Raw genomic sequence first — 22,851 nt, forward strand, 5'->3', positions numbered from 1 at the left:
CGGGCGGGCGGGGGGGGGTCCGCCCGCGGGCGCCCCCACCACCCCGAGCGCCTGTGGGGTCAGCCCTTCGAGAGCGCTCCGTAGCGGAACTTGAAGGACGCGTCGAGCGTCTTCTCGGTCCCCTCGACGCCGGTGCCGACGACCGCGACCTGCGCGCCCTGGAGGTACGGGACGGTCGAGAGGTCCTCGGCGACCTTGGCCTGGATCTCCTCGATGAGGGACGTGCGTGCTGCCGCGTCGGGCGTGGCGGCCTGCTGGAGGATCAGGTCGTTGACCTCCTGGTCGTCGTAGTGGTTCGCGAGGAAGTTCTCCTGGAGGAAGAACGGCGTGAGGTAGTTGTCGGCGTCGGAGTAGTCCGGGAACCAGCCGAGCTGGTACGCGGGGTAGACGTCGGCCGTGCGGTCCTTGGCGTACTGGACCCACTCGGTCGTCTGCAGGTTGACCGTGAACAGGCCGCTCTCCTCGAGCTGGTCCTTGATGAGCGCGTACTCCTCACCGGAGGACGGCCCGTAGTGGTCGTTGCTGTACTGCAGGTCGAGCACGACGGGGACCGTGACCCCGGCTGCCTCGAGGGCTGCCTTGGCCTTGTCGGCGTCGGGCCCGCCCTGGCCGTCGCCGTAGAGCTCCTTGAGCGGCTCGACGGCTCCGGTCAGGCCTGCGGGGACGTACGAGTACAGGGGCGTGTAGGTGCCCTTGTAGACCTGGCTCGCGATGGCCTCGCGGTCGATCAGGCCGGCGACGGCCTGGCGCACGGCGAGGGCCTTGGCCGGGTCGGCACCCTCGGCCTTGGCGCCGTAGGGCTGGGAGTCGAAGTTGAACGTGATGTAGCGGATCTCGCCGCCGGGGCCGTCGACGACCTTGACCTTGTCGTTGCCCCGCAGGTCGTCGATGTCGGTCGCGGACAGGCTGCGGAAGGCGACGTCGATGTTGCCCTCCTGGATGTCCAGCTTCAGGTTGGACGCGTCGGCGTAGTACTTGGTGTTGACCTTGGCGGTCGCGGCCTTGCCGAGCACGCCCTGGTAGTCGGGGTTGGCCTCGTAGGAGATGAGGTTGTTGAAGTCGTACTTCGCGATCGAGTACTGGCCGGCGAACGCCTTGCCCGCGACGATGTCGGCGTCCGGCGTCAGTGCGTCGGCCGCGAACACCTCCTCGTCGACGATGGGGCCGGCCGGGCTCGACAGGATCTGCGGGAAGACCTGGTCGTCGGGCGACGTGAGCGTGAAGACGACGGTCGTGTCGTCGGGCGCGGCGACGCCCGCCAGGTTGTAGAGCAGCGAGGCGGGGCCGTTCTCGTCGTTGATCGCGACCTGCCGGTCGAACGTGAACTTCACGTCGGAGGACGTGAGGTCGTTGCCGTTGGCGAACTTGAGGCCCGGCTTGAGCTTCACGGTGTACTCGGTGGGACCGGTGAACTCGGCGGACTCCGCGATGTCGGGCTCGACGTCGGGGCTGCCGTAGGGGGTGTTCAGGAGGAACGGGAACACCTGGTTCATGACCGCGAAGGACCCGTTGTCGTAGGAGCCCGCCGGGTCGAGCGTCGTGACCTTGTCGGTCGTGCCGATGGTCAGTGCGCCACCGGCGCTCGCGCCGCCGCCACCGTCGTCGTCGTTCCCGCCGCTGCCGCACGCCGTGAGCGTGAGCGTCACGACGGCGATGCCCGCCGTTGCGGCGAGGAGCCGCTTCCTGGAAACGGTCGTCATCCGTCACACCTCTTCTTCGGGGTCGTCAGGTGGGTGCGCGGTGGCGCTCCCACGACCTGGCGCTGTGACCAAGGTGCGTGATGTCTAACACACAGTTGTTTCGGTCAAGCACCCCGAAAGCGCAAGACGGCGCGGTTCCGGTCATGTTGTTACCCGGTCGTAACCCCACTCTCCACATGGTGAGACAGGTCACACGGGTGAAGTTACCCAGGAGTACGTTCCGGTGCGTCACGGCCGTTTCACGGCGCGTCGCGTCATTGTGGCAGCGCTGTCATCCCCCTCGCTCAGCGGTCGGCCGTCCCCCGCCCGACGCCGGAGCCCGGCTCGCCCGACCAGGTCCCCTCGTCCGGGTCACCGGCCGGGAGCGGGTCGCCGGTCGGCGCGTCGCCCGCCCCGGCCACCTCGCCCGCGACGTCCCCGCCCGGGGTGAGCTCCGTCGTCGGGCCGGAGGGCGCACCCGGGACCGGGGCGGGCGCCGCTGCCGCCTCCGCGACCACCGGGGCCGACGGCCCGGCCCCCAGGACCGACCCGCCCGTGACGACCACACCGGCCGCGACCGCCTGCGCACGCAGGTCCGCGAGCTCGCGCGCGACCGAACGGACCCCGAAGCCCGAGACCACGTGGATCGCCCCCGCGACGAACGCGTACAACCCGAACACGACGACCGTGAGGCTCAGGACGTCGCCCGAGTCCACCGGGCGCGTGACGAGGAGCAGGCCGAACAGCGCCGACACGATGCCCACCGTGAGCATCCACGGCCATCCCAGGTCACGGTTGCGCACCAGCCCCGCAGCCCCCACGACCGCCGTGATCCCCAGGACCAGGACCCACACGACCAGGACGTAGTAGAGCGCGGTCGAGCTGAGGTCGGGCCAGAACAGGATCGCGACCCCGAAGAGCACGTCGACGACCGCCTGCGCGAGCCACCACCGCCAGCCCACCTGCTTGCGGTGGGCCAGCCCCTGGGCCGCGACGAGGGCCGCGTCCGCGACGAGGAAGATCCCGAACACCCAGCGCAGCGTCTCGAGCGCCTCGAGCGGCTGGATCATGAGCAGCAGCCCCAGGACCACCAGGAGCACGCCGCGCACCACCGGGAGCCACCAGACGTTCTTGAACGCGTTGGGCAGCTCGTGCACGTCGCTGCCGCTCACCCTGCCCCTGCTGCGGACCACGAGCCCACCACCGTTCGTGTCGTGCGCCGAGCACCTGATCGTCGACGCCCGCGATCCTCGTCGTCGCAGGTCAGGTGGGAGCGCTGCCTGCGTTCATCGTGCTGGACGTTGGTCACACTCGCGCGTCGAAGGCCCCCGAGCACCGGGAGCAAGCGGGCAAATCACCCGTCCGAAAGTGGCGTAATACCGCGCCTCCCGGGACCCTCAGCCCTAGACTCGCAAGCATGTCTGCGCGCGCTCACGACCCGGCCGGTCCTCCGGCGACGGCCGAGCCGCGCCCGCAGGTGCACGAGGTCGGGTCACGCTCCGGCGAGCCCCCCGCCCCGGACCCCCGCTCGTTCCGCTCGTTCCTCGCGACCCCTCGCCCGGTGGGCGACGGCACCGACCCGACCGTCATGGTCGTCGACACCCCTGAGGCACGCGTCCGCCACCCCAGCGACCTCGTGGGGATCGTGCTGTGCGCGCTGGGCGTCGCGCTCGTCCTGTTCATGTCCGTGTACGCGCACGGCACCACCGCGGGCGTCGCCGAGGACGTCCAGGGGTTCTCCGACCTCCTCGCGAGGATCCTCTTCATCCCCGTCGCGGTCCTCGAAGGTCTCGTGACGCTCGCGATCCCCACGGCGGTCCTGATCGAGCTGGGGATCCGCAAGCTCGGGCGGCAGGTCGTCGAGTCGATCGCCGCGGCCGCGCTGGGCATGATCCTGGGCATCGCCGTCACGTTCTCGGTCATGACGTTCGGCTCCGACGACCTCATCCAAGGCCTCTCGGTCCGGATCCGGGGCGAGTGGCACCTCAGCATCCCCGGCTACGTCGCCGCGATCAGCGGGCTGCTCACCGCAGCGGGCCCGCGCACCCGGCGCCGGACGGTCGCCTGGTCCTGGAACCTGCTGTTCATCGCGCTCGGCGTCGTCCTCATCACGGCCCAGGTCTCGCTCCCCGGGGCGATCATCACGCTCCTGCTCGGCCGCATCGCCGGCAACACGGTCCGCTGGGTCTCCGGCGTCCGCAGCGAGCGCGCCTACGGCCCACACCTGGTCGACGGCGTCCGTCGCGCCGGCTACTCGCCGACCGCCCTCGTCCGCGTCCGCGACGTGTCCCAGCCCGCCGAGCTCGCCGAGGCGGCCGACGACCCCATCACCGAGGTCAACGCCGACGGCGAGATCACGGCCGAGGTGCACGTCGGCATCGTCCGTGTCGCGGGGTCCGACGAGGACTCCGCGCTGACCGCCGACGCGCGCATCACGGGCGACCACCTCTCGGGTGCCCTCGGCGAAGGAGTCCGGGAGCCGGCCGAGGCTCCCTCCGACCCCGCCGCGATCGCCCTCACGCGCTCCGGGGACAACCGCGTCTACGCGATGTTCACCGAGGACGGGGTGCGACGTGACGTCGTCGTGCTCGACGGCGACCGACAGGTCGTCGGCTTCCTCACCCGGCTCTGGCGCTCCCTCCGGCTGCGCGGCATCGAGGGCCGCGCAGCGATCTCGCTCAAGGCCGTCGCCGAGCGCACCGCGCTCCTCGCCTACGCCGCCCGCGCCGCGGGCGTCCGCACGCCGCGCCTGCTCGGCGTGGCCGAGTCCGACGACTCGATGATCCTGGTCCAGGAGCACGCGGTGGGCGCGGTCTCGCTGCGCGACCTGCCCGACGACGAGGTCACCGACGCCGTCCTCACCGAGGCCTGGCACCAGATCCAGCTCGCGCACGACGCCGGGCTCTCGCACCGGGCCCTGACCTCCGACGTCATGCTCGTGAGCCGTGGCGAACCGGGCGGGGCCGCGACACACCCTGCCGGGACGGGCCCGGGCACCGGGTCCGCGACCGTCGACCTGAGCCCCCGGAGCGGCCCGGACGACTCCGAGGTCAAGGTCTGGCTGACCGGCTGGGAGCAGGGAGACATCGCGTCGTCCGAGCTGTCGCGTCGCATGGACCTCACGCAGATGGTCGCTCTCCTCGCGCTGCGCGTGGGTGCCGAACGGGCCGTGGCCTCGGCCGTGAGCGTGCTGCCCAACGAGGACATCGCGGCGATCGGGCCGCTGCTCCAGTCGATCGCGCTGCCCGTGAGCACGCGCGAGGAGATGCGTGCCAACAAGGCGCTCTTCAAGGACCTGCGCGCGGCGCTCGTCGAGCGCCTGCCCGAGACCGACGTCGAACCCCAGCGCATCACGCGCTTCGGGGCCCGGACGATCATCACGCTGACCCTGACGATCGTCGCCGTGACCGTGGTCGTCACGACCATGAACTTCCAGCAGATCACCGAGGCCGTCTCCCAGGCGAACCCGTGGTGGGCCGTCATCTCGTTCGCTCTGGGCATCCTCACCTGGTTCGGCGCAGCCCTGACGTTCGTGGCCTTCTCGCCCGTCCGGCTCCCCATGATCCGGGCGACGCTCACCCAGATGGCCGGGTCGTTCGTCGCCCTCGCGGCCCCCGCCGGGATCGGGCCCGCAGCGCTCAACCTGCGCATGCTGACCAAGCGCGGCGTCTCGGCCCCCATGGCCGTCGCGACCGTCGCCCTCGTGCAGGTCTCCCAGTTCGTCATCACGATCCTGCTGCTCGTCGTCCTGTCGATGACGACCCGTTCGGGCGGGCTCATCAGCCTGCCGTCGACGACCGTCCTGCTCGCCATCACCGGTGTGGCCCTCGCGGTGATCGCGACGCTGCTCGTCCCCGCCGTGCGGCGCTGGGTGCTCGCGAAGATCAGGCCGACCGTGCAGCAGGTGTGGCCGCGCCTGTCCGAGATGCTCAGCCAGCCGGGCCGACTGGCCCTCGGCTTCGGCGGGAACATCGTCATGACGCTCGGCTACGTGCTCGCGTTCGACGCGGCCCTCGCGGCGTTCGGCCAGGAGCTCGCGCTCGTCGACGTGGCCGTGATCTACCTCGTCGGCAACGCGGCGGGTGCTGCGGTCCCGACTCCCGGCGGCCTGGGCACGATCGAGATCGCCCTGACCGCCGGCCTGACCGCCGCGGGGATCCCGCCCGCGATCGCCACCTCGGCCACGATCCTCTTCCGCGTCGCGACCTACTGGGCCCGCATCCCGATCGGCTGGGGCGCCATGCGGTACCTGCAGCGCAAGGGCGACCTGTAGCGCTGGCTCCCGCCGCGGGCGCGTTCGTCGAGTGTGCAGTTCGGGTCGTTCCCAGCGGCCGCTGACCACCCGAACTGCACGCTCGACGAGGACGGCCTCGCGCCCTACCCCTGCAGCACCACCGCCGACCCCTGTCCCCCGCCGCCGCACAACGCCGCCGCGCCCACGGCGTCGCCGCCCAGCGCCGCGAGCCGCCGCGCGAGGTGACCCACGATCCGCGCTCCCGACGCCCCGATCGGGTGCCCGAGCGCGATCGCGCCGCCGTTGGCGTCGACGATCGCGGGGTCGACACCCAGCAGGTCCGTCGATGCGAGGGCCACCGCGGCGAAGGCCTCGTTGATCTCGACCGCCGACAGCTCGCCGACCGCGAGACCGGCGCGCCCGCAGGCCGCGAGGATCGCGTTCGCGGGCTGCGCGTGCAGCGAGACGTCGGGCCCGGCGACGAGCGCGTGCCCGAGGAGGCGTGCGCCGGTCAGCCCGCGCCGCGCGGCCTCCTCGTCGCTCACGAGGACGAGGGCCGCGGCGCCGTCGGAGATCTGCGAGGCGTTCCCGGCCGTGATGGTGCCGTCCTCACGGAAGGCGGGGCGGAGCCGCGCGAGGACCTCGACCGTGGTGTCGGCGCGCACGCCGTCGTCCGCGTCGACGAGCCGACCACCGCGCCCCGGCGTCTGGAAGGGCGCGATCTCACCGCGCAGGAAGTCCGCGGCCGCAGCGGCCCGCGCGTGCGACGCCGCCGCGAACGCGTCCTGCGCCTCCCGGCCGATCGCGAGCCCCTCGCCGTGCCGCTCGGTGCTGAGCCCCATCGACTCCCGCTCGAACGCGTCGCGCAGCCCGTCGTGCGCGAGCGTGTCCACGAGGGTCACGTCGCCGAACCTCTGGCCCGCGCGCGACCCGACCCACGCGTGCGGCGCGAGGCTCATGGACTCCTGCCCCACGGCCACGACGACCTGCGCCTCGCCCGCGGCGATCAGCCGGTGCGCCTGCACCACGGCCTCCATCCCCGACAGGCACACCGCGTTGAGCGTCATCGCAGGCACCGAGAAGGGCACGCCCGCGCCGACAGCGGCCTGCCGCGCGGGGTTCTGCCCGGCCCCGCCCTGGAGCACCTGCCCGGCGAGGACGAGCTCGACGTCGTCGGGCGTGAGCCTCGCGTCCGCGAGCGCCGCGCCCAGCGCGTGGGCCCCCAGGACGGCGGCGGGCACGGTCGCGAACGCACCGTTGAAGCGCACGAAAGGGGTGCGCGCATACCCCACGACGACGGTCATGACTCCTCCTGGTGTCCGGTGCCGGACTGTGCGGGAACGGTCGCTCCGGCCGGGGCTCCCGCTTCTTCCAGCCCGACGACGTAGCTCGCCTCGGTCGCGGACCGCACGTCGTCGAGGGTCACGTCGGGCGCGACGGCTCTCAGCACGAGACGCCGCCGCGGGGTGTCGGGACCGGCGTGACCGCGAGCCCCCGCTGGTTCTGGTACGACGCCGGGCAGGACGTCGAACACCGCGCGGTCCGTGATGATCCGGTCCACCACGCCCTCGCCCGTGAGGGGCAGCGCGCACTCGTGCCGGAGCTTGGGCGACCCGTCGCGCGCCACGTGGTCCATGAGCACGACGATCCGGGGCGTGCCCGCGACGAGGTCCATGGCCCCGCCCATGCCCTTGACGAGCCTGCCGGGCACGGTCCAGTTCGCCAGGTCCCCGGTCTCGGAGACTTCCAGGGCCCCGAGGATCGCGATGTCGACGTGACCGCCGCGGATCATGGCGAACGACGTCGCGGAGTCGAAGTAGCTCGCGCCGGGCAGGGCCGTGACGGTCTGCTTGCCCGCGTTGACGAGGTCGGCGTCCTCGTCGCCCTCGACCGGGAAGGGGCCGATGCCCAGCATCCCGTTCTCGCTCTGCAGCGTGATGGACACGCCCGGCGGCAGGTGGTTCGCGACGAGGGTGGGGATGCCGATCCCGAGGTTCACGTAGTCGCCGTCGTGCAGCTCGGCCGCGGCGATCGCAGCCATCTCGTCCCGGTCCCAGGGCATGTCAGGCGTCCTTTCCCGCGGGAGCGGGCACGGCGGGCGGCGCGGCGCCGTCGGCCGCTCCCGAGCCGACCGCGCGCGGCCGCACCGTGCGCTGCTCGATGTCCTTGACCCGTGGCCGCGCGGGCACGAGCCGGTCGACGAAGATCCCGGGCGTGACGACGACGTCGGGGTCGAGGGGTTCGTCCAGGAGGATCTCGGCCTCGACCACCGTGACGCGCCCGGCGGTCGCGACGAGCGGGTTGAAGTTGCGGGCCGTGAACCGGTAGGTGAGGTTGCCGTAGGGATCGGCGCGGTGCGCGTGCACCAGGGCGAGGTCGGCGACGATGCCGCGTTCGAGGACGTAGCGGCGCCCGTCGAACTCCTCGACGGGCTTGCCCTCGGCGACCGGTGTCCCGACGCCTGTGGCGGTGTAGAACGCGGGGATGCCGGCACCGCCCGCGCGCAGGCGCTCGGCGAGCGTGCCCTGCGGCACGAACTCGACCTCGAGGTCGCCGTCGAGGTACCGCTGCGCGAACAGCTTGTTCTCGCCCACGTAGGACGACAGGACCTTGTCGACCTGGTCGCTCTCGAGCAGCAGCCCGAGCCCCTTGCCGTCGACGCCCATGTTGTTGGACACCACGGTGAGCCCGCGCACCCCCGAGTCGCGCACGGCCTCGATGAGGTCGGACGGGATGCCGCACAGGCCGAACCCGCCGACCGCGATCGTCATGCCGTCACGCAGCAGGCTCTCGAGGGCGGTGGCCGCGTCGGGGTGGCGTCTGACACCGGGTGCGTGCGGGGTCGTCCCGGCGGCCGGGGCGCGGTCGCTCGCCGGGCGGGTTCCGTCGGTCGTCATGTCGGCCTGCTTCCTGTGCGGAGGGCTGGGGACGGGGTGGGGGCGGTCGTGCCGCCGGGCTGGGTGGTACCGACCGGAGGTGCGTGGGACCCGGCAGCCGCGCGCGCCCGTCGCAGCACGGCCTCGGCGTGCCGCAACGAGGGGCCGTCGATCATCACGCCGTCGTGCACGAACACGCCGTCGTGCCCGGTGGCCGCGGCGAGCAGCGCGCGGGCGGCCGCGACGCTGCCCGGCGACGGCGCGTACGCGGCCCGCACGACGGGGACGTGCGAGGGGTGGATGCACGCGGTCGCGGCAAAGCCGACGGCTGCGGCGTCGAGCGCCTCGTCGCGCAGCCCGTCGAGGTCGTCGATCGCGAGGTGCACCGCGTCGACCGCCGCGACGCCCGCTGCCCCCGCGGCGAGCAGCACCGCGGACCGGGCGGCACGCGCGACGTCGCGGTAGGTCCCGTCGGGGAACCGGCTCGACGTCCCGCCGAGCGACGCGACGAGGTCGTCGGCGCCCCACATCAGTGCGACGACCCCCGGCCGCCGGGCCAGTGCGGGGGCGGCCAGGACGCCTGCGGCCGTCTCGCACAGTGCGACCACGCGCAGCCCGCCGAGGTCGAGCGGCAGCCGCTCGTCGACCTTGGGGACCATGACGGTCCGGTAGGCGGTGCGCGCGAGCGCGGCCAGGTCGGCCGTGTGGTCCGGGGTCCCGACCGCGTTGACCCGCACGATCGTCCGCGCCGGGTCGAGGGGCTCGGCGAGCAGCGCGTCGCGCGCCGCGGCCTTGGCGTCCGGCGCGACGGCGTCCTCGAGGTCGAGGATCACGGCGTCGGCGCGGTCCGCGGCCTTGCGGTACCGGTCGGGCCGGTCGGCAGGGCAGAAGAGGAGCGCGGGCCCCAGGTCGAAGGTCGTCACGGTGCACCGCCCTCCTGCCCGACGGCGTCGCGCGCCACCACGTCCGGCTCGGCCTGTGCGGCGGCGCGGGCCGCCTCGTGCGCCGCGCGGGTCCACACGAGCGTCGACCGCACGGCCCGCGCCACGAGCGCTCCGTCCTGGTTGTGGCCGCGGTGCTCGAGCGTCACGACGCCCTGACCGGGCCGCGAGGCCGACGGCCGCTTCTCCAGGACGACCGTCGAGGAGTACAGGGTGTCGCCGTGGAACACCGGGTGCGGGAACGCGACCTCGGCGAACCCGAGGTTGGCGACGATCGTGCCCTGCGTGAGCTGCGCGACCGAGGCCCCGACGAGCGTCGAGAGCGTGAGCATCGAGTTCACGAGCCGCTGCCCGAACGGCTGGGTCGCGGCCCATGCCGCATCGAGGTGGAGCGACTGGGTGTTCATGGTCAGGGTCGTGAACAGCACGTTGTCGGCCTCGGTCAGCGTGCGGCCCGGGCTGTGGACGTAGCGGACGTCGGTCTCGAGCTCGTCGTAGTAGAGCCCGCGCTGCGCGATCTCCCGCATCCTGCACTCCTTCCTTCTGGTGGTCGTCGTCGGACGTCCGGTCGAGAACGGGGTTGCGGTCGTTCTGGCCGGGATATCGACCACGACCTCGTTCTCGACCGCGCGGAACCTCCTTGTCGACCGTGGCCTATGCCGTGAGACCCAGGCCGCGCGCGATGATCATGAGCTGCACCTCGGACGTCCCCTCCCCGATCTCGAGCACCTTGGAGTCGCGGTAGTGGCGGGCCACGGGGTTCTCGTTGAGGAACCCGTAGCCGCCGAAGATCTGCGCCGCGTCGCGCGCGTTGGCCATGGCCGCCTCGCTGCCCACGAGCTTCGCGATCGACGCCTCGACCTTGAACGGGACGTCGTTCGCGAGCTTCGACGCCGCGTCGTAGTAGCAGAGCCGTGCCTGGTGGACGCGGGCCGCCATGCGCGAGAGCGTGAACGCGATGTGCTGGTTCGAGCCGATGTCGCGACCGAACACGTTGCGCGTCCGCGCGTACCGCAGCGCCTCCTCCAGACACCCTTGGGCAGCCCCGGTGGCGAGCGCCGCGAACGCGACGCGGCCCTCGTCGAGCACGCGCAGGAAGTTCGCGTACCCGCGCCCCTGCTCGCCCAGCAGGTTCGCCTCGGGGACCCGGACGTCGTCGAACGTCAGCGGGTGGGTGTCGGACGTGTGCCACCCGACCTTGTCGTACGCCGGCCCGACCGTGAACCCCTTCGTCCCCGAGGGCACGAGGATGCTCGACAGCTCCTTCTTCACGGTCCCGTCGGCCCGGGTCTCCTCACCCGTGACCGCCGTGACCGTGACGACGCTCGTGATGGGCGTCCCGGAGTTGGTGATGAACTGCTTGCTGCCGTCGATGACCCACACCCCGGCGCCGCCGTCGGGCCCGGTCTCGTGCCGCGCCGTCGTGCGCGTGGCCCCGGCGTCCGAGCCCGCCTCGGCCTCGGTCAGCCCGAACGCCGCGAGCGCCCGCCCCGTGACGAGGTCCGGCAGCCACCGCTCGCGCTGCGCCGCGGTCCCGTGCCGGGCGATCGGCATGATCCCGAGCCCGACACCGGCCTCCAGCGTCACGGCGATGCTCTGGTCGACCCGCGCGAGGGCCTCGACCGCGAGGCACAGCGACAGGTAGTCCTTGCCCTGGCCGCCGTGCTCGACGGGGAACGGCAGACCGAAGAGCCCCAGGTCGCCCATCTCGCGGATGATGTCGAGCGGCAGGCGGCGCTCGGTGTCGTACTGGTACGCGGCGGGCGCGACGACGGTGTCCGCGAACTCTCGCACGGTGTCGCTGAGCTTGCGCTGCTCGTCGGTGAGCTCGGTGTTCATGGCGCTCCTGGGGTGTGGGAGGGGACGGGGACGGCCGGGATATCGGCCTGGGGGTGCTGCAGGGTCGTGCGCTCGTCCGCCGGGGCGGGAGCGGCGTCGTCGGGCAGTGGTTCGACGCGGGCGACCACCTCGTCGCGCCGCACCAGGTCGCCCGGGCGGGTCGTGAGCCGCACGACGCCCGCGTGCGGAGCCGCGAGCGGGTGCTCCATCTTCATGGCCTCGACCACCACGAGGACCGTGCCTGCGGCAACGGTCTCGCCGTCGGTGACGGCGACCGCGACGACCGTGCCGGGCATTCCCGCGCGGACGTCGGGGCTGGTCAGGCCGTCGGTGCGCGCGGAGTCGTCGCGGCGTGCGGCCGCGCGGCGCGCGAGGCGCTCGGCGCGCGTCGGGACGGCGACCTGTACGACCCGTCCGTCGCGAGCGAGCCAGACGCTCCCGTCGGCGCCGGTCGCGAGGTGCACGGTCTCGCCCACTCCGTCCACGACCAGCCGCCACGCGTGCCCCTCGCCAGGTGTCAGCGAGGCTCGCCGGGCTGAACCCGGCTCTGCGCCACCGTCCACGTGCACGACGGCGTCGCTCACGTCTCCGGTCACGGTCACCTCGTGCGGCTGTTCGGCCGGGGCGAGCAGCACGACCCGGCGCGGGCGGGGCGCGGCGTTGAGCCGCCAGCCGTCGCCCGCGCCCCACGGGCCGGTCGCGTGCGGCGCGGCGCGGTGGGCGTCCGACTCCGCGAGCGAGCACAGCGCGACCGCCACGAGGTCGTCCTCGGTCGCGGTCCCCGGGGGCACTCCCCCGGCCGCCACGAACCGCTCGATCAACCCCGTGTCGAGGTCCCCCGACCGGACGTCCGGGTCCGCGAGCAGGGCCCGCAGGAAGCCGACGTTGGTGTCGACGCCCAGCACGACCGTCTCCCCGAGCAGGCGGTCGAGCCGGTCGAGCGCCTGGGCGCGGTCGGCGCCGTGAGCGACGGCCTTCGCGAGCAGCGGGTCGTAGTCGCCCCCGACACGCAGGCCCTCGGTGAGGCTGCTGTCGAGACGCCAGCCGGCGCCGTCGGGCTCGACGAGCGCGACGACCTCGCCCGTCGCGGGCAGGAACCCGCGCGTCGGGGACTCGGCGTAGAGGCGGGCCTCGATCGCGTGGCCCCGCAGGACGACGTCCTCCTGCGCGAGCCCCAGCGCCTCGCCCGCCGCGACGCGGAGCTGGGCCTCGACCAGGTCCAGGCCCGTGACCATCTCCGTCACGGGGTGCTCGACCTGCAGCCGCGTGTTCATCTCGATGAAGAAGAACGTCGCCGGGTCGTCCGCGGGCACGAGGAACTCGACAGTCCCGGCCCCCTCGTAGTCGACGCCGCGCGCGACCTCGCACGCCGCCTCCCCGATGCGGGCGCGCGTCGCGGCGTCGAGCAACGGCGACGGCGCCTCCTCGACGACCTTCTGGTGGCGGCGCTGGAGCGAGCACTCACGCTCCCCCAGGTGCACGACGGCGCCGTGCGAGTCTGCGAGCACCTGTACCTCGATGTGGCGCGGTCGGGCGACGAGGCGCTCGACGAGCAGCGTGCCGTCGCCGAACGACCGGGTCGCGACGCGGCGGGCGCTCGCGAGCGCGGCCGGCAGGTCCTCGGCCGAGGTCACGACCTGCATGCCCTTGCCGCCGCCGCCCGCCGAGGGCTTGACGAGCAGCGGGAAGCCGACGTCACGCGCGGCCCGGGCGAGGGCCTCGTCGTCGAGCGCCCGGCCGGACACGGGGTCGCGGCCCGTGCTGCCCGGCACGACCGGGACGCCGCGCGCCGCGACGATCTCCTTGGCCGTGATCTTGTCGGCCATGGCCTCGAGCGCCTCGACGCCCGGCCCGACGAACACGATGCCTGCGTCCGCGCAGGCCCGCGCGAGCTCGGGGTTCTCGGACAGGAAGCCGTAGCCGGGGTGGATCGCGTCGGCGCCCGTCGCGCGGGCCGCACCGATGATCGAGGGCACGCTCAGGTACGACTCGGCCGCGGCGGCCGGGCCGATGCGGACCGCGACGTCGGCGAGGGACACGTGCCGCGCGCCGGCGTCGGCGTCGCTGTGGACCGCGACCGAGCGGATGCCGAGGCGGCGCAGCGTGCCGATGATGCGGCACGCGATCTCGCCACGGTTGGCGACCAGGACCGTGCCGAAGGGGCGCGTGCTCGTGCCGTCAGAACCCGCGGGACCCGGAGTGCTCGCTGGGTCTGACGACCCGGGGACGACGGGCAGGGCGGGGGTGCGCAGCGGGAGCATGGCCCTCACATCCTGAAGAGCCCGAAGCGCGGGCCCTCGGTCGGGGCCTGCGGGGTGCGGGCGCACACGTCGAGCGCGAGTCCCAGCACGCGGCGCGTGTCGGCCGGGTCGATGACGCCGTCGTCCCAGAGCCGGGCCGTGGCGTAGTACGGGTCGCCCTGCTCCTCGTAGCGCGAGCGGATGTCCTCACGGAAGGCGGCCTCGTCGTCGGGCGCCCACTGCTCGCCGCGCGCCGCGAGCTGGTCGGCCTTGACCGTCGCGAGCACCGACGCGGCCTGCGGGCCGCCCATGACCGAGATCCGGCTCGCGGGCCACGACCACAGGAACCGCGGCGAGTACGCGCGCCCGCACATCGAGTAGTTGCCCGCCCCGAACGACCCGCCGACCACGACCGTCAGCTTGGGCACGCGCGTCGTCGCGACCGCCGTGACCATCTTGGCGCCGTCCTTGGCGATGCCCCCGGCCTCGGCGTCGGTGCCGACCATGAACCCCGAGATGTTCTGCAGGAACACGAGCGGGATGCCGCGCTGGTCGCACAGCTCGACGAAGTGCGCGCCCTTGAGCGCCGACGGGCTGAACAGGACCCCGTTGTTCGCGACGATCCCCACGGGGTGCCCGTGCAGGTGCGCGAACCCCGTGACCAGGGTGTCGCCGTACTCGCGCTTGAACTCGTGGAACACGCTGCCGTCGACGAGCCGCGCGACGATCTCGCGCGCGTCGTAGGGCGCCTGGACGTCGACCGGCACCGCGCCGTACAGGCTCTCGCCCGGCCCGCCGGGCTCGTCCTGCCCGACGACGGGCGGGGCGCCCTCGTGGACAGCCCACGCGGGCACCGGGTCCGGCGGGAGTGTCGAGACGATGCGGCGCACGATCGCGAGCGCGTGCTCGTCGTCCTCCGCGAGGTGGTCCGTGACGCCCGAGCGGCGCGCGTGCAGGTCGCCGCCACCCAGCTCCTCGGCCGTGACGACCTCGCCGATCGCGGCCTTCACGAGCGGTGGGCCGCCCAGGAAGATCGTGCCCTGGTTCCGCACGATCACGGTCTCGTCGCTCATGGCGGGCACGTACGCACCGCCCGCGGTGCACGATCCCAGGACCGCCGCGATCTGCGGGACGCCCGCGGCCGAGAGCCGGGCCTGGTGGTAGAAGATCCGCCCGAAGTGGTCGCGGTCGGGGAAGACCTCGGCCTGGAGCGGCAGGAACGCGCCGCCCGAGTCGACCAGGTAGATGCACGGCAGCCTGTTCTCGAGCGCGATCTCCTGGGCCCGCAGGTGCTTCTTGACCGTGAGCGGGTGGTACGTGCCGCCCTTGACGGTCGCGTCGTTGCACACGACCAGGACACGGCGCCCCTCGACGACCCCGATCCCCGCGATCACGCCCGCACCGGGCCACTCGCCGCCCAGCATCCCCTCGGCCGCGAGCGGCGCGATCTCCAGGAACGGGCTGCCCTCGTCGAGCAGGTGCTCGACGCGCTCGCGCGGCAGCAGCTTGCCGCGAGCGACGTGCCGGGTACGGGACGTCTCGGGGCCGCCGAGCGCGGCGCGGGCCGTGCGCTCGCGCAGCCCGGCGACGAGCGAGCGCTGCGCCGCGTCGTTGGCGCGGGCGCCCGCCGAGGACGGGTCGACCGTCGTCCCCAGGACGTCGCCGACGCCCGGGGTGCTGCGCGCGGTCGGCAGGGTCGCGGTCACGAGGCCGCCCCCGTCCGGGATGCGCCCCGGTCGCCGGGGTCCGGGGCCCCGGGGTCGCCCGGTTCGCCCGGGTCGCCCACCAGGAGCAGCGCGAGCGCCGGGTCGGCGAGCAGCGCCCCGAGCTCGGCGAGGAACCGGGCGCCCTGCTCGCCGTCGACCACGCGGTGGTCGAACGACAGGCTCAGGGTCAGGACGTCACGCAGCGCGACCTGTCCCTCGTGCTCCCAGGGGCGCTTGCGCACGGCCCCGACGCCCAGGATCGCGGCCTCGCCCGGCACCAGGATCGGCGTCCCGGCGTCGACGCCGAACACCCCGACGTTGGTGATCGTGATGGTTCCTCCCGTGAGCCGTTCGGGCGCGGTGCGTCCGCTGCGGGCCGTCGCGGTGAGGTCCGTGAGCGCCTGCGCCAGCCCCGTGAGCCCGAGCGCCTGCGCGTCGGGCACGTGCGGCACGACGAGCCCGCGCTCGGTCGCGACCGCTATCCCCAGGTGGACGCGCGGGCTGTGGACGATCTCCGCGCTCCCGTCCGGCAGGTCCTCCCACCGGCTGGCGAGCGAAGGGTGCCGCGGCAGGACCATGCACAGCGCCCGCGCGACGAGCGCCAGGACCGTGACCTTGGTCCCGCGGGCGAGCGGGTGGGTCCGAAGCCGGTCGAGAAGGTCGGTCGAGGACGTGACGTCGAGCGTGAGGAACACGGTCGCGTGGGGTGCCGTGAAGGCGCTCGCGACCATCGCGGCGGCCGTGTGCTTGCGCACGCCGCGCACGGGCGTGCGGGTCTCGCGGGCAGCAGGGTCGCCCGGCCCGCGGTCGGCACCGGTGCCCGCCCCGCCCGACGGCGCCGCTCCCCTCCTGTCGTCCGGCTCGGCCCGTGCGGTGCGCGGCTCGGGCAGCGGGAACCCTCCGGCGCGCCGTGAGGCCGCGCGGGCCAGCCCGGACTGGCCGAGGATGTCGTGCAGAGAGGTCGGTGCGAAGCGCCCCGAGGTGCGTGGCGTGGGCTCGTCGGCAGCGGCAGCGGCAGCGTCTTCGTCGCCGTCCCACGCGTCGGCCGGGCCCGCGGTGCCGAAGCCTCGGGACGCCGGTCCCCTCGACGCGTCGCTCGGAAGACCGTGGACGCCGTTGCGCTCCCGGCCCGTCCCCGCGCGTCGACCGGCCGCGGCCCCCTGCTCGATCCTGGTCCCGGTCTCGGTCCCCTCGCGCGGCCCGTCCTGTGCACAGCTCACGGCCGCCAGGACGTCCTCGCGGGTCACGAGGCCACGTGCCCCGGTCCCGACGACCCGTTCGAGGTGGACCCCGAGCTGCTTGGCCAGCCGGCGCACGGGCGGGGTCGAGCGGGGCCGCTCGGTCGGAGCGGACGCGCCCCCGTCCTCACCGACGGCTGCCGGGGCACCCGGGCGCTCACCGGGTCGGCCGCCGTCGGTCGAGATCGGGCCCGTTGTCGCCCGCGAGTCGGCACCGGCGACAACGAGCCCGGTCTCGGTGGGAGGAGGCACGGGGCTACGGCGTGCTCGCCGTACGGGCCGGCCCGACCGTTCGGGCCGTGCGCCGTACCCCACGAGGTTCGGCTGGGGCGCCTCCTCGGGAGCGTGCGCCCCGCCGTCGGCCGCTCGACCGGCCGTCGCTGCGCCGTCGGGCGAGCCGCCCCCCGCCGGCACGGCCGCCGACGAAGCCTCGGGGGCGGCGCCGTCGGACACCTGGGCCGTGGCGCCGCGGCGGGCCGTCCGCCCCCCACGACCCCTGCCTGCCGACGCCCTGGCCGACGGCCCTGCGGCGGGCGCTGCGCCCGATGCTCCGGCCTCGTCCGGGACCTCGAACGTGACGAGCGGCTCGCCGACGTTGACCGTCTGCCCCGGCTCGGCGTGCAGGACCGTGACGACGCCCGCGTAGGGCGACGGGAGGTCGACCAGGGCCTTGGCCGTCTCGACCTCCGCGATGACCTGGTTGAGCTCGACCCGGTCGCCCGCCGCGACGTGCCAGCTCACGAGGTCGGACTCGGTGAGGCCCTCGCCGAGGTCAGGCAGGAGGAACTCGCGCGTGGCCATCACCGTGCCACCCCCTCGAACGCCGCGTGCTCCGACGCCCCGTACGCCCCGCGCCCCAGGACACGGTCCACGCCGTCGAGGATCCGGTCCAGGTCCGGGACCTGGTGCTGCTCGGCCTTGGCGGGCGGGTACGGGACGTCGTGCCCCGTGACGCGCACCGGCGCGGCCTCGAGGTGGTCGAAGCAGCGCTCGGTCGCGGCGGCCGCGACCTCCGCACCCAGACCCGCCTGGTGCGGGGCCTCGTGCGTGACGACCAGCCGACCCGTCCTGCGGACCGACGCCGCCACCGTCGCGTGGTCGATCGGCGAGAGCGAGCGCAGGTCCACGACCTCGATCGAGACGCCCTCGTCGGCAGCCGCGACCGCGGCGTCCCGGGCCGTCGTGACGAGCGACCCGAACGTCACCAGCGTGACGTCCGTGCCCGGCACGACGACGCGCGCCGCGTCCATGGGGTCGGCCGAGCGCAGGTCCGCCGCTTCGTTGACCTCGCCCTTGAGGTGGTATCGCCGCTTGGGCTCGAAGAACACGACCGGGTCGTCGCACGCGATGGCCTGCTGGAGCACGGTGTACGCGTCCTGCGGGTCGGAGACCGTCACGACGCGCAGGCCCGCGGTGTGCGCGAAGTACGCCTCGGGCGACTCCGAGTGGTGCTCGGCCGCCCCCAGGCCACCACCCACGGGGATGCGGATCGTGATCGGCAGGCGCACCGCGCCGCCCGTGCGGGCGTGCATCTTGGCGAGCTGGGACACGATCTGGTCGAACGCGACGTACACGAACCCGTCGAACTGGATCTCGCACACGGGACGGTAGCCGCGGTACGCGAGCCCCACGGCCGTGCCGAGGATGCCCGACTCCGCGAGCGGCGTGTCGAGCACGCGACGCGGACCGAACTCGGCCTGGAGGCCGTCCGTCACGCGGTACACACCGCCGAGGCGGCCGACGTCCTCGCCCATGACGACGACCTTGTCGTCGTTCGCGAGCGAGCGGCGTAGGCCCGCGTTGAGGGCCTTGGCGAGCGTCAGGGTGGTCATCGGGCACCGTCCTTCGCCTCGGAGGTGCTGGGGGCGCCGGTACCTGGGGTGATCGTGCCGGCGTCGGGCCCCGGGGAGTCGGCGAACCCCTCCAGGTACTGCGCGTACGCGGCTCGCTCGGCCGCGAGCGCCGCGTGCGGCTCGGCGTACACGTGGTCGAAGATCGAGAGCGCGGACGGGTCCTCGAGCCCGATGCACCCGGCACGCAGCTCGGCCGCGGCCTGGTCGGCGACACCCTGGACCCGCGTCTCCTCGGCCTCGGTCAGCAGTCCGCGGTCGGTCAGGTAGGCCCGGTAGCGCGAGATCGGGTCGCGCCCGGCCCACGCCTCGAGCTCGGCGGGGTCGCGGTAGCGCGTGGGGTCGTCGGCCGTGGTGTGCGGGCCCATGCGGTAGGTCACGGCCTCGATGAACGTGGGGCCGCCGCCCGTGCGGGCCCGGTCGAGGGCCTCGTGCGTCACGGCGTGCACCGCGAGGACGTCGTTGCCGTCCACACGCACGCCCGGCAGGCCGAAGCCCGCGGCACGGTCCACGAGCGGCACGGGCGACTGGAGCGCCACTGGCTCGGAGATCGCCCACTGGTTGTTCTGGCACAGGAACACCACGGGCGCCCGGTAGGTCGCGGCGAACACGAACGCCTCGTTGACGTCGCCCTGGCTCATGGCGCCGTCGCCCAGGTAGGCGACCGCGACGGCGTCGGCCCCGTCGTTCTGGATGCCCATCGCGTAGCCCGTCGCGTGCAGCGTCTGCGCGCCGATGATGACCTGCGGCGTCGCCATGTTCACGGCGTACGGGTCCCAGCCCGACGCAGTCACGCCTCGCCACACCCGCACGAGGTCGACGAGCGCGACCCCCCGCGTGTACGCCACGGCGTGCTCGCGATAGCTCGAGAACACGAAGTCGTCGGCGCGCAGCGCCCGGCCCGAGCCGATCTGCGCGGCCTCCTGCCCGAGCAGCGGCGGCCACAGCGCGAGCTCGCCCTGCCGCTGGAGAGCCGTGGCCTCGGCGTCGATCCGACGCACCACGACCATGTCCTCGTACAGTCGAAGGGCCGCCGCGGGGTCTGCGTCGAGTCCTTCCAGCCACCGGTCCTGCTCCGCCGATCCGTGGCGTGCACCGGCCTCGTCGAGCACCTGGACGACGTCCTGTGTCGTCCGCGGCTCGACACGGCTGTCCACCTTGCTGGGCGTCATCGCGTCACCTCGCGTCTGCTCCCGTGCTCGTCGTCGAGCACCCCGCCGCTCACCGTCGAGCACCGGATACCGTGAACGTAACCCCGCCCCGCACATGGCTCCAGTCATTGCGGAAAGGCTGCGCGGTCTGCTCCCGGATGTCGGGCTAGGCTGAACAATGTGCGCAGCTACGATGCCGTCGACCTCGATCTCCTCGTCGCGCTCGCGAAGGACCCGCGCGGCACGATCGTCGCGCTGGCCGAGCGCCTGAGGCTCTCGCGCAACACGGTGCACGCGCGCATGGCCCACCTCGAGGAGGCCGGGGCGTTCCTCGACTTCGACCGGCGCATCAGCCCGGAGTTCCTGGGCCACCCGCTGACCGCGTTCATCGAGGTCGAGGTCAAGCAGAAGGAGCTCGGCCGCATCGTGGCGACGCTCGCGGAGATCCCCGAGGTGCTCCAGGCGCACGGTCGCAGCGGAACCTCGGACCTGCGGGTCCTGGTCGCGTGCCGCACCACGGACCACCTGTTCCGCATCGACGCGGCGATCCTCGCGATCGACGGGGTCGAACGCACCGAGACGTCGCTCTCGATGGGAGAGCTCATCCCGTACCGGGTGCGCCCCCTGATCGAGCGGGCACGCAAGAGCCTCTAGCACCGGCCGGCCGGCCCCCGCGTGGTCGCGAGACGGGTGGTTCGGTCCGAGACGGGTACCTGCGCCTCTGACGCGAGCACCCGTCTCGCGCGGGGTCCCTACCGCAGGTCGCGCAGGTACGCCGCGGCGCCGTCGAACGCGGCCATGCGCCGCTCGTAGTACACCGCGATGATGAGCAGCAGCCCGCCCGCGGCCGTCAGCGTGAGCATCCACGGCCCGGCCGAGATGGCCGTGCCGAGCTGGCTCACGAACACCACGAGGATCTCGACCGGCAGCACCACGACGCCCAGCACGAACGGCGCGGCGAGGTGGAACCTGGTCCCGATCAGCACGGCCGCGAGCGCGAGCCCGATGACGAGCACGGCCCGCCACGTGCGGGCGTCGGTGTAGGTCGCGAGGACCGACGGACCGAGCGTCGCCGCGATCCCCAGCGCGAGGGTGCGCCACGACCCGGCGTACCCGACGGGCCAGTCGGCGAGCCGGGGCCGCGTCACGACCGGCACCCCGACCGACCCATCGCCCGTCGTCGTGCCGACCGGACCACCAGCCCCGGACCCCCCGTCCCCCGCCCGGGCGGCTCGCGTCGTCGCCGCGAACGCCAGGTACCCCGCGACGAGCAGGCCTGCACCGAGCGGCAGCGAGAAGACCTCGACGCGCAGCTCGCGCGGGCTCCACGCCCCGATCGCGGCGGTGAGCGCGAGCGCCCACACGAACCACGTGGGCGGCCACCGCAGGTCCTCGCGGCGCGTGGTCGCCACGGCCCGGCGCACGGTGTGCACGACGAGCACGAGCAGCGCGACCTCGACGAACCACGAGAGGGCGATCACGGTCCAGCTCTCCCCCACGGCCCCGACCGGCCCGACGACGGCGAGCACCAGCGCGGGCGCGGCCCACCACCGGCGAAGGGTCGGGTCGAGCGGGCGGGGTGCGGCGCCGTCGGGCACCTCGCTCTCCCGGTCGGCACCACCCCAGGGCGCGACCGCGGCGACGAGGCGGTCGCCCGCGAGCGCCGCGAGGGCGGCCCCTGCCGCGGACCAGGCGAGCGCGACGAGGTAGACGCGGGTCGGGTCGGCGTCCCCGGCCGCCTGGGTCGACTGGAGCGCCGCGACGAGCCCCGCGACCGACGCGAGGATCGCGGCGAGCGCGAGACGCGACGCGGCGTCGGCCGCCCAGGTCGCGCTCACACGGGTGCCCCGCGTCGCGAGGCGGCGAGCCGTCTCACCGGCCGCGACGAGGACCAGACCGAGGGCGAGGACGGTGGGGTTGCGCCACGTGTCCCCCTCGGGCACGAGGATCGACACGAGCAGCGAGGGCAGCACCAGCAGCCCGAGCCCACACGCCGCCAGGTGCCGGCCCGTGGGCGAGCGCCGGGCCAGGAGCCCGCCGACGACCACGGCCGCGAGCGCGGGCGGTGCCGTGTACGCCTCGACGAGCCCCACGTCGAGCAGGGCGAGGAACGACCACAGGGCGCCGACCCACAGCCCGCCCGCGACCCACCACGCCCAGCGGCGGTCCGGGCGGCCGGCGACGACCGCAGCCCCCGCACCGAGGACCAGGAGCACGACGGCCGTGGTCTCGGGGCCCGCCGCGACGCGCACCAGGGCGAGCACGACCGTGAGGAACGCGGTCACGAGCACGCTGACCTCGACCGCACGTCCCGCGTCGAGCACGTGCCGGCCCGGGAGCCCGCGCGCGGTCAGGTACGCCTGGGCGGACGGGACCCCGACCACGGCCGCGGCGGCCAGGATCGCGACGAGCGGCAGCACCACGGGCGACGCGCTGCCGGGCACGAGCTCGGCGCCGAGGCAGACCAGGACGACCGACGCCGTCGGGAGCAGGAGGCCTGCCGCGGCCACGCGGACCGCCCGCGCCATCTCGGACCGCCGGGTCAGGACGAGGACGCCCTCGAGCGCGAGCATGGTCGCCGCCGCGGCGGCGGACCACCAGCTGCGCTCGTCGAGCACGGTCGCGACCCCCAGCAGGAAGGGCACCGACGTCGTGACGAGCACGGCCCACCACGACGGCTGCCCCACCGCACGGACCCGCGTGACGACGATCGCGACGACCGAGGCCGTGACCGACACGACCGCGACGGCCTCGGTCGTGCCGAGGCCCGCCCAGCCGAGCGTCGTCCCGAGGACCAGCAGTGCGTACGCGTACCCGAGCCCCACGAGGAACGGGTGCACCAGGGCGGGCACTGTGCGGCGGGCGAACAGCAGCAGCGCGAGCACGACGGCGCCGCTCAGCACCACGGTCGGGCGCGCCGCCCAGGCCACGAGGGCCGTGAGCCCCGTCGCGACGAAACCGCCCGTGAGCGCGGCGGCGGCCCAGGCACTCACGGGCCACGGAGCGCGGGGCGCCGGGGCCGAGGCGGTCGGCGTCGCGGCGGCCGGGGCGCCCGGCGCCCGGCGCGCCTGCGCGAACCGGCCCGCGACCACGAACC

16 protein-coding genes are annotated in these 22,851 nt (G+C 74.1%); 2 read left to right on the forward strand and 14 right to left on the reverse strand.

Annotated elements, in window-relative coordinates; all coding sequences use genetic code 11:
- Positions 1-59: 59 nt before the first annotated feature.
- Positions 60-1,700 carry an ABC transporter substrate-binding protein gene (locus tag ACFRCR_RS05455; protein ID WP_377676021.1) on the reverse strand — a complete coding sequence of 547 codons (1,641 nt, stop codon included), beginning with the start codon at positions 1,698-1,700 and terminating at the stop codon, positions 60-62.
- 284 nt (positions 1,701-1,984) lie between these two features.
- Positions 1,985-2,851: an HdeD family acid-resistance protein gene (locus ACFRCR_RS05460; RefSeq protein WP_377676022.1), complete on the reverse strand. Its 867-nt coding sequence runs from the start codon at positions 2,849-2,851 to the stop codon at positions 1,985-1,987.
- Positions 2,852-3,096: 245 nt separating this feature from the next.
- Between ACFRCR_RS05460 and ACFRCR_RS05465 the strand changes: the two genes are divergently transcribed.
- Positions 3,097-5,952, forward strand: a complete 2,856-nt coding sequence (locus ACFRCR_RS05465) for a flippase-like domain-containing protein (RefSeq protein ID WP_377676023.1) — start codon at positions 3,097-3,099, stop codon at positions 5,950-5,952.
- A 104-nt stretch (positions 5,953-6,056) separates the two neighbouring features.
- Here ACFRCR_RS05465 and ACFRCR_RS05470 read toward each other — a convergent pair whose 3' ends face one another.
- From ACFRCR_RS05470 to pdhA, 11 genes are all read right to left on the reverse strand, one after another.
- The gene (locus ACFRCR_RS05470; protein ID WP_377676024.1) at positions 6,057-7,217 is read right to left on the reverse strand and encodes an acetyl-CoA C-acyltransferase; all 1,161 of its coding nucleotides are present in this window, start codon (positions 7,215-7,217) and stop codon (positions 6,057-6,059) included.
- Entirely contained in the window at positions 7,214-7,975 is a 762-nt protein-coding gene (locus tag ACFRCR_RS05475) for a 3-oxoacid CoA-transferase subunit B (protein WP_377676025.1), read from the reverse strand. Before ACFRCR_RS05475 ends, ACFRCR_RS05470 begins: the two co-directional genes overlap by 4 nt.
- 1 nt (position 7,976) lies before the next feature.
- Positions 7,977-8,684, reverse strand: coding sequence for a CoA transferase subunit A (locus tag ACFRCR_RS05480; RefSeq protein WP_377676036.1), 708 nt, complete (start codon positions 8,682-8,684; stop codon positions 7,977-7,979).
- 122 nt (positions 8,685-8,806) lie between these two features.
- A complete protein-coding gene (locus tag ACFRCR_RS05485) occupies positions 8,807-9,712 on the reverse strand; it encodes an HpcH/HpaI aldolase/citrate lyase family protein (RefSeq protein WP_377676026.1) in 906 nt (301 codons plus the stop codon).
- Positions 9,709-10,257 carry a MaoC family dehydratase gene (locus ACFRCR_RS05490; protein ID WP_377676028.1) on the reverse strand — a complete coding sequence of 183 codons (549 nt, stop codon included), beginning with the start codon at positions 10,255-10,257 and terminating at the stop codon, positions 9,709-9,711. Before ACFRCR_RS05490 ends, ACFRCR_RS05485 begins: the two co-directional genes overlap by 4 nt.
- Before the next feature lie 127 nt (positions 10,258-10,384).
- On the reverse strand, positions 10,385-11,569 hold the full coding sequence (locus ACFRCR_RS05495) for an acyl-CoA dehydrogenase family protein (RefSeq protein WP_377676029.1): 1,185 nt from the start codon (positions 11,567-11,569) through the stop codon (positions 10,385-10,387).
- Positions 11,566-13,830, reverse strand: coding sequence for an acetyl/propionyl/methylcrotonyl-CoA carboxylase subunit alpha (locus ACFRCR_RS05500; RefSeq protein WP_377676031.1), 2,265 nt, complete (start codon positions 13,828-13,830; stop codon positions 11,566-11,568). The genes ACFRCR_RS05495 and ACFRCR_RS05500 overlap by 4 nt, the downstream gene beginning before the upstream one ends.
- Before the next feature lie 5 nt (positions 13,831-13,835).
- Positions 13,836-15,464, reverse strand: coding sequence for a carboxyl transferase domain-containing protein (locus ACFRCR_RS05505; RefSeq protein WP_377676037.1), 1,629 nt, complete (start codon positions 15,462-15,464; stop codon positions 13,836-13,838).
- Between the two features lie 47 nt (positions 15,465-15,511).
- Complete coding sequence (locus ACFRCR_RS05510) at positions 15,512-17,554, reverse strand: 2-oxo acid dehydrogenase subunit E2 (protein ID WP_377676032.1); 2,043 nt, start codon at positions 17,552-17,554, stop codon at positions 15,512-15,514.
- Complete coding sequence (locus ACFRCR_RS05515) at positions 17,554-18,585, reverse strand: alpha-ketoacid dehydrogenase subunit beta (protein WP_377676033.1); 1,032 nt, start codon at positions 18,583-18,585, stop codon at positions 17,554-17,556. The genes ACFRCR_RS05510 and ACFRCR_RS05515 overlap by 1 nt, the downstream gene beginning before the upstream one ends.
- Complete coding sequence (gene pdhA / locus ACFRCR_RS05520; protein WP_377676034.1) at positions 18,582-19,775, reverse strand: pyruvate dehydrogenase (acetyl-transferring) E1 component subunit alpha; 1,194 nt, start codon at positions 19,773-19,775, stop codon at positions 18,582-18,584. Before pdhA ends, ACFRCR_RS05515 begins: the two co-directional genes overlap by 4 nt.
- Positions 19,776-19,934: 159 nt before the next feature.
- Between pdhA and ACFRCR_RS05525 the strand changes: the two genes are divergently transcribed.
- Positions 19,935-20,408 (forward strand): Lrp/AsnC family transcriptional regulator, encoded by a 474-nt coding sequence (locus ACFRCR_RS05525; protein WP_030150361.1) that lies wholly within the window; start codon positions 19,935-19,937, stop codon positions 20,406-20,408.
- A gap of 98 nt (positions 20,409-20,506) precedes the next feature.
- Here the strand turns inward: ACFRCR_RS05525 and ACFRCR_RS05530 are convergent.
- Positions 20,507-22,851: SCO7613 C-terminal domain-containing membrane protein (locus ACFRCR_RS05530; protein ID WP_377676035.1), on the reverse strand; the 2,345-nt coding region annotated here is incomplete at its 5' end.

Origin of the sequence: Oerskovia sp. NPDC056781 (assembly GCF_042789955.1) — a bacterium.
GTDB lineage: Bacteria > Actinomycetota > Actinomycetes > Actinomycetales > Cellulomonadaceae > Oerskovia > Oerskovia rustica.

Excerpts from the sequence above, each read along its gene's own strand:
- ACFRCR_RS05455 (WP_377676021.1), bottom strand. The coding sequence starts at position 1,700 with ATGACGACCGTTTCCAGGAAGCGGCTCCTCGCCGCAACGGCGGGCATC.
- ACFRCR_RS05465 (WP_377676023.1), top strand. The coding sequence starts at position 3,097 with ATGTCTGCGCGCGCTCACGACCCGGCCGGTCCTCCGGCGACGGCCGAG.
- ACFRCR_RS05470 (WP_377676024.1), bottom strand. The coding sequence starts at position 7,217 with ATGACCGTCGTCGTGGGGTATGCGCGCACCCCTTTCGTGCGCTTCAAC.
- ACFRCR_RS05475 (WP_377676025.1), bottom strand. The coding sequence starts at position 7,975 with ATGCCCTGGGACCGGGACGAGATGGCTGCGATCGCCGCGGCCGAGCTG.
- ACFRCR_RS05480 (WP_377676036.1), bottom strand. The coding sequence starts at position 8,684 with ATGACGATCGCGGTCGGCGGGTTCGGCCTGTGCGGCATCCCGTCCGAC.
- ACFRCR_RS05490 (WP_377676028.1), bottom strand. The coding sequence starts at position 10,257 with ATGCGGGAGATCGCGCAGCGCGGGCTCTACTACGACGAGCTCGAGACC.
- ACFRCR_RS05495 (WP_377676029.1), bottom strand. The coding sequence starts at position 11,569 with ATGAACACCGAGCTCACCGACGAGCAGCGCAAGCTCAGCGACACCGTG.
- ACFRCR_RS05500 (WP_377676031.1), bottom strand. The coding sequence starts at position 13,830 with ATGCTCCCGCTGCGCACCCCCGCCCTGCCCGTCGTCCCCGGGTCGTCA.
- ACFRCR_RS05510 (WP_377676032.1), bottom strand. The coding sequence starts at position 17,554 with ATGGCCACGCGCGAGTTCCTCCTGCCTGACCTCGGCGAGGGCCTCACC.
- ACFRCR_RS05515 (WP_377676033.1), bottom strand. The coding sequence starts at position 18,585 with ATGACCACCCTGACGCTCGCCAAGGCCCTCAACGCGGGCCTACGCCGC.
- pdhA (WP_377676034.1), bottom strand. The coding sequence starts at position 19,775 with ATGACGCCCAGCAAGGTGGACAGCCGTGTCGAGCCGCGGACGACACAG.